12 protein-coding genes and 1 pseudogene are annotated in these 12,237 nt (G+C 65.2%); 7 read left to right on the top strand and 6 right to left on the bottom strand.

The features are described 5' to 3' along the window. The 4 genes and pseudogenes from CH296_RS29435 to phoU all read left to right on the top strand — a co-directional run. Positions 1-151 (top strand): annotated as a pseudogene (locus CH296_RS29435) (acyl-ACP desaturase); the annotation flags it as partial. A 122-nt stretch (positions 152-273) separates the two neighbouring features. Continuing rightward, entirely contained in the window at positions 274-1,413 is a 1,140-nt protein-coding gene (gene dusB, locus CH296_RS04055; protein WP_032395893.1) for a tRNA dihydrouridine synthase DusB, read from the top strand. Positions 1,414-1,533: 120 nt separating this feature from the next. Beyond that, positions 1,534-3,456: an LCP family protein gene (locus CH296_RS04060; protein WP_094632561.1), complete on the top strand. Its 1,923-nt coding sequence runs from the start codon at positions 1,534-1,536 to the stop codon at positions 3,454-3,456. 66 nt (positions 3,457-3,522) lie between these two features. Next, positions 3,523-4,197, top strand: a complete 675-nt coding sequence (phoU, locus tag CH296_RS04065) for a phosphate signaling complex protein PhoU (RefSeq protein WP_032395895.1) — start codon at positions 3,523-3,525, stop codon at positions 4,195-4,197. Between the two features lie 134 nt (positions 4,198-4,331). Here phoU and pstB read toward each other — a convergent pair whose 3' ends face one another. From pstB to CH296_RS04095, 6 genes are all read right to left on the bottom strand, one after another. Further along, positions 4,332-5,108 (bottom strand): phosphate ABC transporter ATP-binding protein PstB, encoded by a 777-nt coding sequence (gene pstB / locus CH296_RS04070; RefSeq protein ID WP_032395896.1) that lies wholly within the window; start codon positions 5,106-5,108, stop codon positions 4,332-4,334. A 37-nt stretch (positions 5,109-5,145) separates the two neighbouring features. After that, positions 5,146-6,054 (bottom strand): phosphate ABC transporter permease PstA, encoded by a 909-nt coding sequence (pstA, locus tag CH296_RS04075; protein WP_032395897.1) that lies wholly within the window; start codon positions 6,052-6,054, stop codon positions 5,146-5,148. A gap of 3 nt (positions 6,055-6,057) precedes the next feature. Continuing rightward, positions 6,058-7,095 (bottom strand): phosphate ABC transporter permease subunit PstC, encoded by a 1,038-nt coding sequence (gene pstC, locus CH296_RS04080; protein WP_045196637.1) that lies wholly within the window; start codon positions 7,093-7,095, stop codon positions 6,058-6,060. Positions 7,096-7,182: 87 nt separating this feature from the next. Continuing rightward, complete coding sequence (gene pstS, locus CH296_RS04085; RefSeq protein ID WP_032395899.1) at positions 7,183-8,283, bottom strand: phosphate ABC transporter substrate-binding protein PstS; 1,101 nt, start codon at positions 8,281-8,283, stop codon at positions 7,183-7,185. A 202-nt stretch (positions 8,284-8,485) separates the two neighbouring features. Continuing rightward, positions 8,486-9,391 carry a mycothiol synthase gene (gene mshD / locus CH296_RS04090; RefSeq protein WP_094645708.1) on the bottom strand — a complete coding sequence of 302 codons (906 nt, stop codon included), beginning with the start codon at positions 9,389-9,391 and terminating at the stop codon, positions 8,486-8,488. Continuing rightward, positions 9,392-10,153: a response regulator transcription factor gene (locus tag CH296_RS04095; RefSeq protein ID WP_032395901.1), complete on the bottom strand. Its 762-nt coding sequence runs from the start codon at positions 10,151-10,153 to the stop codon at positions 9,392-9,394. It abuts the gene before it with no gap. A gap of 130 nt (positions 10,154-10,283) precedes the next feature. On the opposite strand from CH296_RS04095, the gene CH296_RS04100 reads away from it, so the two are divergent. The 3 genes from CH296_RS04100 (at position 10,284) to CH296_RS04110 (ending at position 12,218) form a co-directional block, all read left to right on the top strand. Beyond that, a complete protein-coding gene (locus tag CH296_RS04100; RefSeq protein ID WP_045196641.1) occupies positions 10,284-11,063 on the top strand; it encodes an LmeA family phospholipid-binding protein in 780 nt (259 codons plus the stop codon). Next, entirely contained in the window at positions 11,060-11,479 is a 420-nt protein-coding gene (locus CH296_RS04105; RefSeq protein ID WP_094682062.1) for a thioredoxin family protein, read from the top strand. Before CH296_RS04100 ends, CH296_RS04105 begins: the two co-directional genes overlap by 4 nt. Before the next feature lie 253 nt (positions 11,480-11,732). After that, positions 11,733-12,218 (top strand): DUF4395 domain-containing protein, encoded by a 486-nt coding sequence (locus CH296_RS04110; RefSeq protein ID WP_032396296.1) that lies wholly within the window; start codon positions 11,733-11,735, stop codon positions 12,216-12,218. Positions 12,219-12,237: the final 19 nt, after the last annotated feature.

Genomic DNA, 12,237 nt, shown 5'->3' on the forward strand with positions numbered 1-12,237 from the left:
GCGCAACGACTTCACCGGCCGCGGCGAGAACAAGCGCGAGGAACTCGCCGCGTTCCTCGAAGACCTCGAGCGTCAGGCCACCAAGTTCGAGGAGATGCGCGACCGCTCCCTCGCCCGCGAACGCGCGAAGGCCGAAGCACGCGCGTCGTAAGCTCAGATCGGCTGGTGTGCCCGGTACCGACTTCGGTGCCGGGCACCACTGTTTTCGGGCCGTCGCTCTCGGCCCACCGCCGTCACCATGATCACGTTCCCTCCGTTCCAAAGGCTTCTCTCATGACACTGCAGATCGGCTCGCTGGAGTTGGCCAGCCCCGTCGTCCTCGCACCGATGGCCGGCGTCACCAATGTGGCGTTCCGCACGCTGTGCAGGGAGCAGGAGTTGCAGCGGGCGGGCAGTACCTCGGGTCTGTACGTGTGCGAGATGGTCACCGCACGCGCGCTCGTCGAACGCCAGCCGGCGACGATGCACATGACGACCTTCGGCCCCACCGAAACCCCGCGGTCGCTGCAGCTCTACACCGTCGATCCGGACACCACGTACGACGCGGCGAAGATGATCGTCGACGACGATCTGGCCGACCACATCGACATGAACTTCGGCTGCCCGGTTCCGAAGGTCACCCGAAAGGGCGGCGGTGCTGCGCTGCCCTACAAGCGGAACCTGTTCGGTCGTATCGTCGCCGCGGCCGTCAAGGCGACCGAGGGCACCGACATTCCCGTCACCGTCAAGTTCCGCGTCGGCATCGACGAGAACCACCACACTCATCTCGATGCAGGTCGAATCGCCGCAGGCGAGGGCGCGGCGGCAGTGGCACTGCACGCCAGAACCGCCTCTCAGCGTTACTCCGGCACTGCCGACTGGAACGAGATCGCGCGACTGAAGGAACACGTCTCCGGCATCCCGGTACTGGGCAACGGCGACATCTTCTCGGCGTCCGATGCGGTTCGCATGATGGCGGAGACCGGGTGCGACGGCGTCGTCGTCGGGCGTGGTTGCCTGGGTCGGCCCTGGCTGTTCGCAGAACTCAGCGCCCGCCTGAACGGCAGGCCCGAACCCACTCCACCGACCCTCGGCGAGGTGGCCACCATCATCGCCCGGCATGCCGAGCTGCTCGCTCAGCATCACGGTGAGAGCAAGGGTCTGCGCGAGCTGCGCAAGCATGTGTCCTGGTATCTCCGCGGGTTCCCGGCGGGGTCGGATCTTCGGGTCTCGATGGCGTTGGTGTCCACTCTCGGCGAACTGGACGACCTTCTGGCGCAACTCGATCCGACCGTTCCGTTTCCCAAGGACGCCGAAGGCCCCCGTGGTCGGCAGGGCTCGCCGGGCGCGGTTGCGTTGCCCGACGGTTGGCTCGACGACCCGGAGGACGTCTGCGTTCCCGCCGGTGCCGATCTGATGCATTCCGGCGGCTGATTCACGGCTGACCAGCAGCCCCCACCTCGCACGAGTGGACCATGCCGCTCGAGTCAGTACTATGGCTGGGATTGCCGAGTTGACGGCGCGTGCGTGTGATGGAAGGCCAGGTTCGAATTCGTGGGAGACGATCGAGAGTCGGGCCCGTCTGTGCCCGAGGGTCGCGCCCCATGGGAGCGCCCGCTGTCTTCAATCGGACGTTCCGGACAGCGCCCACCTCGCTCCGAACGTCCTGCAACACCGGACGCAGAGCAACCACCGCAGCCCGGAGACAGCGGCAGGCTCGGCAAACGATCACCGCGTAACGCCGACACCGTCTCGGTCGCCGAGTTGGTGGACAAGATGTCGCGCTCGGGATCGATGCGGCGGGTGCCTGACGAACGTCCCGAAGTCGAAGAGCCGACCGAGGTCATCGCCCCCATCACCGATTCCACTCCCTCGCCTGCCCGGGCAGTGCCGCCGACTCCGCCGCCGCATGCCGCACCGGAACCGGTGGGCGCGCCCGCAGCGGATCGACCGACTCTGACGCGGTTGGCGATGAGTCGGGTACGTCGCCGCCGTCGGGTACGGATGATCGGCCGGAGCCTGGTCTCCCTCGTCGCGATCCTGGCGGTGGCCTTGACCGGAGTGGTGTGGGGATACCTACGCAACACCGATCAAGGATTTCTCCAGGTCGCCGCTCTCGATCCCGATTCGACCGACGTCGTCGACGCCGCAGGCCAGTACGGTGACGAGACGTACCTGATCGTGGGCACCGACACCCGCGCCGGGGCCAGCGGCGAGGTGGGAGCCGGAACCGTCGCCGACGCCGAGGGATCGCGCTCGGACACCGTCATGTTGGTCAACATCCCTGCCGACCGCAGTCGCGTCGTCGCGGTGTCCTTCCCCCGCGACCTCGACGTGACGCGGCCGGAGTGCGAGCAGTTCGACAACATCACCAATACCTACACCGGGGAGATGTTCCCCGAGGCCTACGGCGACAAGCTCAACGCCACCTACGCCCTCGGCGGCCCGAAGTGTCTGGTCAAGACCATCCAGAAGATCTCGGGCCTACGCATCGGACACTTCGTCGGGATGGACTTCGCCGGGTTCGAGTCCATGGTCGACGAGGTCGGCGGCGTCGAGGTCTGCACCGCGCAACCCCTGTTCGACTACGAACTCGGAAATGTCCTTCCCAACGTCGGAACACAACGTATCGACGGCCGCACCGCGCTGAACTACGTTCGGGCCCGCAACGTCGAGTCCGAGGGCAACGGCGACTACGGCCGCATCAAGCGACAGCAGCGTTTCCTGTCGTCGCTGCTGCGGTCCGCGCTCTCGAACAACGTGCTGCTCGATCCCGGCAAGCTCAACGGGTTCGTCAACGCGTTCACCTCGGACACGTTCGTGGAGAACGTCAAGACTCAGGACCTGGTGACACTGGGACGCTCGCTGCAGAACGTGGACGCCGGCGCGGTCACCTTCCTGACCATCCCCACCACCGGCACCAACGACTACGGCAACGAGATCCCGAACGACGACGCGATCGGTGCGATCTTCCAGGCCATCATCGACGACGCTCCGTTGCCCGGCGAGGAACGAGCGGAGCCGGTGACACCCGAATCACCCGCACCTGCCGCCGTACCCGACGCGCCACTGTTGGCCGTTGACCCGTCGACCGTGTCGATTCAGGTGTCCAACGCATCCGACATCGCCGGGATGGCTCAGACGGCGTCCGACGAACTCGCGGTCTACGGATTCCAGATCCTGACGGTCGGCAACTTCTCGGGCACCGCAGCGCAGACCGTGGTGCGCTACTCCCAGGATCAGGAAGCTGCCGCTGCGACGGTCGCGTCGGCGATTCCCGGCGCTGCCATCGAGTTGGCACCGAGCCTGAACAATGTCGTCGAGGTCGTGCTCGGCTCGAACTATCCCGGATACACCCAGTACCCGACGGCGTTCGGTACCGAAATCGATCCCACTCAGGTGGAAGGAACCACCCAGAGTGCGCCCCTTCCGGAGGATCTCTCGTACACCAACGCAGCCGACGACACGTGCGCCTGACTTCATTCATGCTCCGTTAACCCTCGGGACAGGGAACTGGTCGGTGTGAGCTACTAAACTTCGCTCATGCGCGTCGCCTACAACGAACAGATGAACGAGCTTGCCGATCTCCTCGGAGAGATGGCGAGCCTGGCTGGTGCGGCCATGGAAAAGGCCACTCAGTCCCTCCTTCAAGCAGACCTGGTGCTCGCCGAGCAGGTCATTTCCGAACACGACAGGATCACCGAACTCAGCGCGGTGTGCGAGGAGAAGGCCTTCACCCTTCTCGCCCTGCAGGCTCCAGTCGCAGGCGATCTCCGTTCGGTGGTGGCCGGCATTCAGATCGTTGCCGACATCGACCGTATGGGCGCGCTCGCACTGCACGTTGCCAAGATCACCCGCCGCAGGCACCCGAACCACGCCCTCCCCGAGGTCGTCAACGGGTACTTCGCCGAGATGGGTCGCCTCGCCGTCCAGATCGGCGCGTCGGCTCGTGAGGTCCTCGAGACCCGCGATCCCGAGCGCGCTGCCAAGCTGCAGGAGGAGGACGAGGCGATGGACGATCTGCACCGTCACCTCTTCACGGTGTTGATGGACCGTGAGTGGAGCCACGGGGTCGCTGCCGCGGTGGACGTGACCCTGCTCGGCCGCTTCTACGAGCGGTTCGCCGACCACGCCGTCGAGGTCGGCCGTCGAGTGATCTTCCTGGTGACGGGTGAGCTGCCCATCGACCTGAGCCACAACAACATCCCCACCTCGTAGGCCTGCCCTCGTCGAGAACCGAGTAGCGCTGCGCTGCAACGCTACTCGGTTCTCACATCGGGACAACGAGCGCAGATGTCGAAGAAGCCCCCGCCGAGCCTGTGCTCAGCGGGGGCTTCTTCGTTCGTGTGTGGTTATCCGAAGCGGCCGGAAATGTAGTCCTCGGTGGCCTTCTGCGTCGGGTTGGAGAAGATCTTCTCGGTGTCGTCGATCTCGATGAGCTTGCCGGGCTTGCCTGTCGCCTCGAGGTTGAAGAAGCCGGTCTGGTCGCTCACACGGGCGGCCTGCTGCATGTTGTGCGTGACGATCACGATCGTGAAGTCCTGCTTGAGTTCCTGAATCAGGTCCTCGATGGCGAGGGTGGAGATGGGGTCAAGAGCCGAGCACGGCTCGTCCATCAGCAGGACGTCGGGAGAGACGGCGATCGCGCGAGCGATGCACAGACGCTGCTGCTGACCGCCGGAGAGGCCACCACCGGGCTTGTCGAGGCGATCCTTGACCTCGTTCCAGAGGTTCGCTCCCTTGAGCGAGCGCTCGGCGATCTCGTCGAGTTCCTTCTTGCCGCGGCCGCCCTGCAACTTCAGGCCCGCAACGACGTTGTCCCGGATCGACATCGTCGGGAACGGGTTGGGGCGCTGGAAGACCATGCCGATGGTGCGACGCACACCCACGGGGTCGACGCCGCTGCCGTAGATGTCCTCGCCGTCGAGCAGCACCGAACCCTCGACGCGCGCACCCGGGGTGACTTCGTGCATACGGTTCAGCGAACGCAGGACGGTCGACTTACCGCAGCCCGACGGCCCGATGAACGCGGTGACGCTGCGCGGCGGTACGGCCAGAGTGACGTCGGAGACGGCGTGGAACTTGCCGTAGTAGATGTTGACGTCCTTGAGATCGAGACGCTTTGCCATGTTCTTCGTTCCTTAGAGTTCGCTGGAGTCGGGTGGGTCAGAAGTTCTTGGGCGAGAAGAACTTCGAGACCAACTTCGCGCCGATGTTGAGTATTGCGACGATCAGGATCAGCGTCAGGGCTGCTCCCCACATGCGCTCAGCGGTGAGCACGCCGGTTCCTGCTTTCTGCAGGTCGACCATCATTAGCGGCAGAGACGTCTGCGGCCCGGAGAAGATGTTGAAGTTGATGGCGGTGGCCGATCCCACCAGGATCAGCACCGGTGCCGTCTCGCCCATCACGCGGGCCAGGGCGAGCATGATGCCGGTGACGATGCCGGACAGGGCCGTGGGAATGACGATCTTGGCGATGGTCTTCCACTTCGGGACGCCAAGGGCGTAGGACGCCTCGCGCAGGTCCTGCGGGACGATGCGCAGCATTTCCTCGGCCGAGCGCACGATCACGGGGATCATCAGGAGCACAAGGGCGAATGCGACGGCGACACCGGAGCGCTGGAATCCGAAGGTGGCGATCCACAGTGCGTAGATGAACAGGGCCGCGACGATCGACGGAACACCGGTCAGAATGTCGACCATGAAGGTCGTCACTCGAGCCAGTCGTGTACCGGCCCCGTACTCGACGAGGTAGATGGCGACGAAGATGCCGATCGGGATGGAGATGATGGCGCAGAACAGTCCTTGCAGGAGTGTTCCGACGATGGCGTGGTAAGCGCCGCCGCCTGCGATGAACTGGGTGACGCCGGCCTGCGAGTTCTGCCACCAGGTGGGCGAGACCACGGCGGACAGACCGCGTGAGATCACCGTGTAGAGCACCCAGATGAGCGGTACGAGTGCGACGAGAACCGAGAGGCTGACGAGGATCGTCGCCGTGAGGTTGGACGCTTTACGCCGTGCGCTGACGCCCTGGAACGTCGGTTCCTTGACGGGCTTGTCCATGGTTGCGGTCACGGGTCAGTCCTTCTTTCCGGCGATGGCGGCGCGGGCACCGGCGTTGACGACGAAGGTGAGGATGAAGAGCACCAGACCCGCGGCGATGTAGGCACCGGCTTGGAGCGGGTTGTTGAACTCGCCCGCGGCCAGCGCGATCTTCGTGGCAAACGTGGAACCGCCGTCGAACAATGTTCCGCCGAACGTTGCCTGAGTGCTGCGGATGATGATGTAGAGCGCGATGGTCTCACCGAGTGCACGACCGAGACCGAGCATGGAGCCGCTGACGTAGCCGGACTTTCCGAACGGAATGACCGTGGTGCGCACGACCTCCCAGCGGGTGGCTCCGAGGGCGAGAGCTGCTTCGATCTGCCCCTTCGGCGTCTGCATGAAGACCTCGCGAGTCACCGCTGCGATGATCGGCAGGATCATGACCGCGAGCACGATGCCACCGGTGAAGATGGTGCCACCGCCTGCGATGGAGACCGAGCCGGTGCCGAAGAGCGGGAACCAACCCAGGTTGGCGTTCAGCCACTCTGCGAACGGGCTGATGGCGGGCGCGAGGACGTACAGGCCCCAGAGGCCGAAGACGATCGACGGAACTGCGGCCAGGAGATCGATGACGTAACCGAGCGGTCCCGCGACTCGCTTGGGTGCGTAGTTCGTCAGGTAGATGGCGATGCCGAGTGCGACAGGCATCGCGAGGATCAGCGCGAAGAGAGACACCGTGACGGTGACCAGGAAGAGATCGAGAACGCCGAACACCATGGCCGAGGTGTTGGAGGTGTCCCACGCGCCGTTGTAGGTCAGGAAGTTGACCGTGTTGTTCGACAGTGAAGGGATGGCACGCCAGAGCAAGAAGATGCCCACGGCGGCGATCAGGGCGATGATGAAGATGCCCGAGCCCGTGGCGAGGCCGGAGAAGATCCTGTCACCGGGACGTGTGACGGTCCCCGTCTTGTTCTTGTCTGACAATTGTGGTTCTTCCGGTTTGTGCGCGGCACCCGCGGTGGGCACGGTAGCCGCAGAGGGGACGCCGGTCATCGAGTGGGTGTCGCTCATACCGCTCACTGTCTCGTGTGGAGGTCGAGGACGGTCCTGCTTCGGCTCGCGTTGCCACGAGCCGAAGCAGGGTTACGTCTCATTGAATCAGGCGATTGCTTCGATAGCGGTGGTCAGACGCTCCTTGAAGGACTCGGGGAGCGGCACGTAGCCGGCTTCCTCGAGGCCCTGCTGACCCTCGTTGGCTGCGCTGAGCAGGAACGACTTGACTGCTGCCGAGGTCTCGGGGTCGTAGCCCGCCGAGCAGACGATCTCGTAGGTTGCGAGAACCAGCGGGTAGGTCTCGGCCTCGTTGCTGGCGTACAGCGCGTCGATGTCGATGACGAGGTCGTTGCCCTCGCCGGAGAACGTTGCCGCGTCGATGGCTGCGGCAGCCGACTCGGTGGTGAGCTCGACCGGTCCGTTGCCGAAGTCGACGGCAGCCGTGCCGAGGCTCTCCTGGTCGGCGAAGCCCTTCTCGACGTAGGTGACCGAGCCGGGGGTGGCCGCGACTGCCTGGGCCACGCCCGAGGATCCGTTGGCACCTTCGCCGACGCCGCCGGCCCAGTCGGAGCTGTGGTTCAGGGTCCACGCCTCGGGAGCCGAAGCGGCGAGGAAGCGCTGGAAGTTGTCGCTGGTGCCCGAGGAATCGGAGCGGTAGACGGGGGTGACCGCGGTGGCCGGCAGGTCGACGCCCTCGTTGAGTGCGGCGATGGCGGGATCGTTCCAGGTGGTGATCTGGCCGGTGAACATGCGCGCGATGACGTCCGGGTTCAGCGCGATGTTGTCGACGCCGTCGAGGTTGTAGGCCACGGCGACCGGTCCGAAGACCAGCGGAAGGTTCCACGCCGGGTTGCTGTCGCAGCGGGTGGCCGCCTCGACTGCCTGCTCGTCCTTGATCGCGGAGTCGGAGCCGGCGAAGTCGACCAGTCCGGCGACGAACTGTGTGCGGCCGTTACCCGAGCCGCTGGTGGTGTACTCGACTGCCTTGCCGGCACACACGCCGGAGTAGATCGAGGTGAAGTTGGACATGGCGTTCTGCTGCGCGGACGAGCCTTCGCCGGTCAGCGGGGATTTGCCCTCGCAGGTAGCCGAGGAGTCGGATGCGCCGTCCGTGGTGGCGACGTTGGCGTCGCTACCGCATGCGGTCAGCAACATGGCACTGATGGCCACTGCACTCATGAGAGCACCGTTGCGCTTGAGGTTCACCTGTTTCCTCCGGGGAATCTGTAGGCCGTGTCCACGGCTCGGACCTGAGCGGCCGCGCTGTGACTGTGTGGGTGCCGGCTCCGAAAGAAACCTCGCACCAGGCGACGTAGGTTGTCGCCCATCGAGAAAGGTAAGGGCAGGTGGTAGACGTTTACCCCCGCATAGGTGAACGGGAGATGAACACCGCAGTCGGTGTGTCCGTTCACGCACTGCGCGCGTAAGCGGCATCCACGTGGTAGTTCTCGAAGCCCAGCTTGGTGTACGTGTGCACGGCAGCGGTGTTGTCGGCCTCGACGTAGAGCATGATCTGGCCCAGTTCTCTGCTGCGTAGATAGTGCAGGCCGGCCAGCGTCAGCACCCGCCCCAGACCACGACCCTGCGACTGCGGGTCGATTCCGACCACGTACACCTCGCCGATGGCCGGTTCCACACCCTCGGCCCGGTGGACCTTCGTCCAGTGGAAACCGAGGAGGCGGTCACTGCCCTCCTCGAACGCCAGGAACAGGCCCGCCGGATCGAACCACGATTCTTCTCGTCGTGCGTCGATGTCACGATCGGTCCAGCCACCCTGTTCGGGATGCCACGAGAAGGCCGCATTGTTCACGCGCAGCAGCTCGGCGTCGTCCTGATGCCCCCGGTAGGTTCGGAGCGAAATACCCTCTGGCACAACAACATCCGGAAGATCGGGATGCCCGGACGAGCGACGCATCTGGAGCAACTCGCGAACGACCTGCAGCCCGAGCGCCGCAGCGACGGACCGTGCGGCGGGCAGATTGCCGTGCGCCCAGATACGGGTATCGGAGCCGACATCGAGTGCGTGAGAAACCAATTCGCGCCCGACACCGTGACCGCGGAAGGAAGGGTCGACGACGGCCTCGGCCATCCCGTCGGCGATTCCGACGTAGCCCACCACACGATCGCCCTCGGTCGCGACGAACCGAACGACCTCGTCACCGTCGTCGACGGCCTTCACGGCCTGCTCCGACAACGGCGCAGTGCCGTCGGCTTCCGTTGCGCGCGAAAGGATTCGATGAATCTCGTAGGAAACTCGGGAAGACGGTGCTCCGCCGTCGATCGAATGGACGTCGAAGGCAGGATCCGAACTCATCTACGAGAGAGTACTCTCTTGCTCGAACTCGAAATCCGCATCGTCGGAATCCCCGCCGGCAGCATCCGATGCCACTGGTCCACCCTTGGCATTGCGCGCCGGACGAACAGCCTTGTATCCCACGTTCCGCACGGTTCCGATGAGCGACTCGTACTCGGTACCGAGCTTGGCGCGGAGGCGTCGAACATGGACGTCGACGGTGCGTGTACCACCGAAGAAGTCGTAGCCCCACACTTCCTGCAGGAGCTGGGCGCGAGTGAAGACCCGACCCGCATGCTGAGCCAGATACTTCAGCAGCTCGAATTCCTTGTAGGTCAGATCGAGCGGACGGCCTCGTAGACGCGCGGTGTACGTGCCTTCGTCGATGACCAGTTCGCCGAGCGTGATCTTGCCCGAGGTCTCCGGGCTGGCAACTCCCCCGCTACGGCCGACCAGCAACCGCAGCCGAGCGTCGAGCTCCGCGGGGCCGGTGCCGGGGAGCAGGATGTCGTCGAGGCCCCAGTCGGAGTTCACCGCGACGAGTCCGCCCTCGGTGAGAACTGCCACGACGGGGATGGCCGATCCGGTACTCCCCAGCAGGCGACACAGACCACGAGCAGCAGCGAGATCGGTGCGCGCGTCGACCAATGCGATATCTGCCGAACCGGCTTCGAGAAGCGAGGACACCTCGGTGGGCACCGGGCGTACGTGATGCGCCAGGAGAGCGAGGGACGGCAGAACGCCCTCCGGATGGGGATCGGAGGTCAGTAGTAGGAGCTCCACTGCGTCTCCATTCTTACTGCTGGCCGGTCCAGCCCAGGCTGGATTGGAGTGATCGTCAAGGACACAGACTAGCTTGTCCGTACAACCGGCCGAAGAGGGCAGTACGCGATCCGTCGGTCACAATGGACCCGTGCGCACACTTCTCATCGGACTCGCCAGCCTGCTGGCCCTCGCGCTCGTGGTCGATTTCGGCGCAGCGGCCTACTCGGAGTACCGGGTCTCCCGCGCGATCCGAGCGGGCGGTGAGCTCACCTCGGACCCTCAGGTGATCGTGCACGGATTCCCGTTCCTCACCCAGGCGGCGGACGGCCGCTATCAGAACATCGAGATCCGAGCGCAGGACGTGCCGACCGACTACGTCGGCTCGACGACGATCGAGGCCAATCTCCGCGGCGTGCACATCGCGCTGTCCGACCTGATCGACAACAACGTTCGAGCGATCCCGGTGGACGAGCTCGACGGCCGCGTCCGTATCGAGGCGACGGACCTCGGCCGGTTCCTCGGCATCGTCGACCTGCAGGTTTCCGCCCCGCCGGCCGACAAGTCGGACGGTACCGGCGGTTCCGGTGGGTCGGGCAAGACCACGACCGGTGGCGTCGTGCTGACCGGAACGGTTCCGGTCGGCCCCCTCGAGACGACGGTGAGCGTCAAGGCCGATCTGTTGCTCGAAGGTGACAGCGTCGCCATCGTGGCGTCGGACTTCTATTTCGGCCCGGAGGGTCAGGCAGATTTCTCGATCCCCGATTTCGCCGAGCCCACGGTGCTGGGACTGTTCACCAAGACCATCGAGCGTCAGAGCCTGCCCTTCGGGCTCCTCCCGACCGACGTCTACGCGGAGGGCTCGCAGATCGTCATCGAAGGGTCGGGCGAGAACGTGACCATCGACCTCAACGAGATCGAGAAGCCGTGACAGGGATCACAGTTCTGGTCGTCGTGGCGATACTGGCCGTCGCCACCGGATTGTTTCTCCGCAGCCGATCGGGTGCAGTGCGGGCAGTGCGTACCACCGAATCCGAGACCGACGCTCTGTACCCACTTCTGCTCGACGCGGGTGCCGCGACCGACTCCGCGACGGTGCTGCACTTCTCGGCGGACTGGTGCGGGCCGTGCGCAGCTGTGCGACGCGTCGTCGGGCAGGTGTTGGAAGGGCGAAACGACGCCCGGGAACTCGAACTCGACATCGACGCCCATCCGATCCTCGCCCGCGAGCTGGGCGTGCTGTCACTGCCCACGACGTTCGTCCTCGACAGCGCATTGCAACGGCGCTCCAGAATCGCGGGGGTGCCGTCCGCTGCGGCGCTACGGTCCGCGCTCGACGACCTCTGACCGGCCCTCCCGAGACCGACGGTAGGACCCGACGCTGGTAACGGGTAGGATGCTCTTCGTGTTCTCCCGCCGCGAGCTGATGCTCACCAGTCGACGCACAGTTGATCTGTGCCGACTGGGCGGTTGTTGCTGTCGCTGCTGCTGATTTCCTTCTGCCGCCACGCCCATGCGTGATGTCCGGCCCGATGATCGAAATCCACGTCCGAGCACTGCCCATGCGGCGTGCCCCGGCCTCGCACAGGAGTACATCTCGATGTCGACACCCGACACCAGAACCACCACCGACACCACCGTCGACCAGGTCGATGTTCGCGGACCGCGCTTCGCCGCATGGATCACCACCGCCGTCCTGGTCCTCGTTCTCGTCCTCACCACGTTCTCGGTCCCCGCGGCGGCGATCCTGCTCGGGCTACAGGCGATCGTGTTCGGAATCGGAGCCGTCCGCGGACCCAAGCACAGTCCGTACGGCACGATCTACGCGACATTCGTCGCACCGAGGCTGTCCCCCACCAGCGAACGCGAGCCGGTGGCACCGTTGAAGTTCGCCCAACTGGTGGGCTTCGTGTTCGCCGCCGTCGGAGTTCTCGGCTTCGCGCTCGGCGCTCCCGTCGTCGGCACCGTGGCCACGGGCTTCGCGTTGTTCGCGGCCTTCCTCAACGCCGCATTTGCGGTATGCCTCGGCTGCATGATCTACCCCCTCGCTGCGCGACTGCGCACCACCTCGCGCACCACTGCTTGACCTACACCGATCCATAGAG

The sequence above is a fragment of the Rhodococcus sp. 14-2496-1d genome, assembly GCF_002259365.1.
GTDB lineage: Bacteria > Actinomycetota > Actinomycetes > Mycobacteriales > Mycobacteriaceae > Rhodococcoides.

Bases quoted from the DNA above. Each gene is read 5' to 3' on its own strand.
- pstC (WP_045196637.1), bottom strand. From the start codon at position 7,095: ATGAGCGACACCCACTCGATGACCGGCGTCCCCTCTGCGGCTACCGTG.
- pstB (WP_032395896.1), bottom strand. From the start codon at position 5,108: ATGGCAAAGCGTCTCGATCTCAAGGACGTCAACATCTACTACGGCAAG.
- phoU (WP_032395895.1), top strand. From the start codon at position 3,523: ATGCGCGTCGCCTACAACGAACAGATGAACGAGCTTGCCGATCTCCTC.
- dusB (WP_032395893.1), top strand. From the start codon at position 274: ATGACACTGCAGATCGGCTCGCTGGAGTTGGCCAGCCCCGTCGTCCTC.
- mshD (WP_094645708.1), bottom strand. From the start codon at position 9,391: ATGAGTTCGGATCCTGCCTTCGACGTCCATTCGATCGACGGCGGAGCA.
- CH296_RS04110 (WP_032396296.1), top strand. From the start codon at position 11,733: ATGTCGACACCCGACACCAGAACCACCACCGACACCACCGTCGACCAG.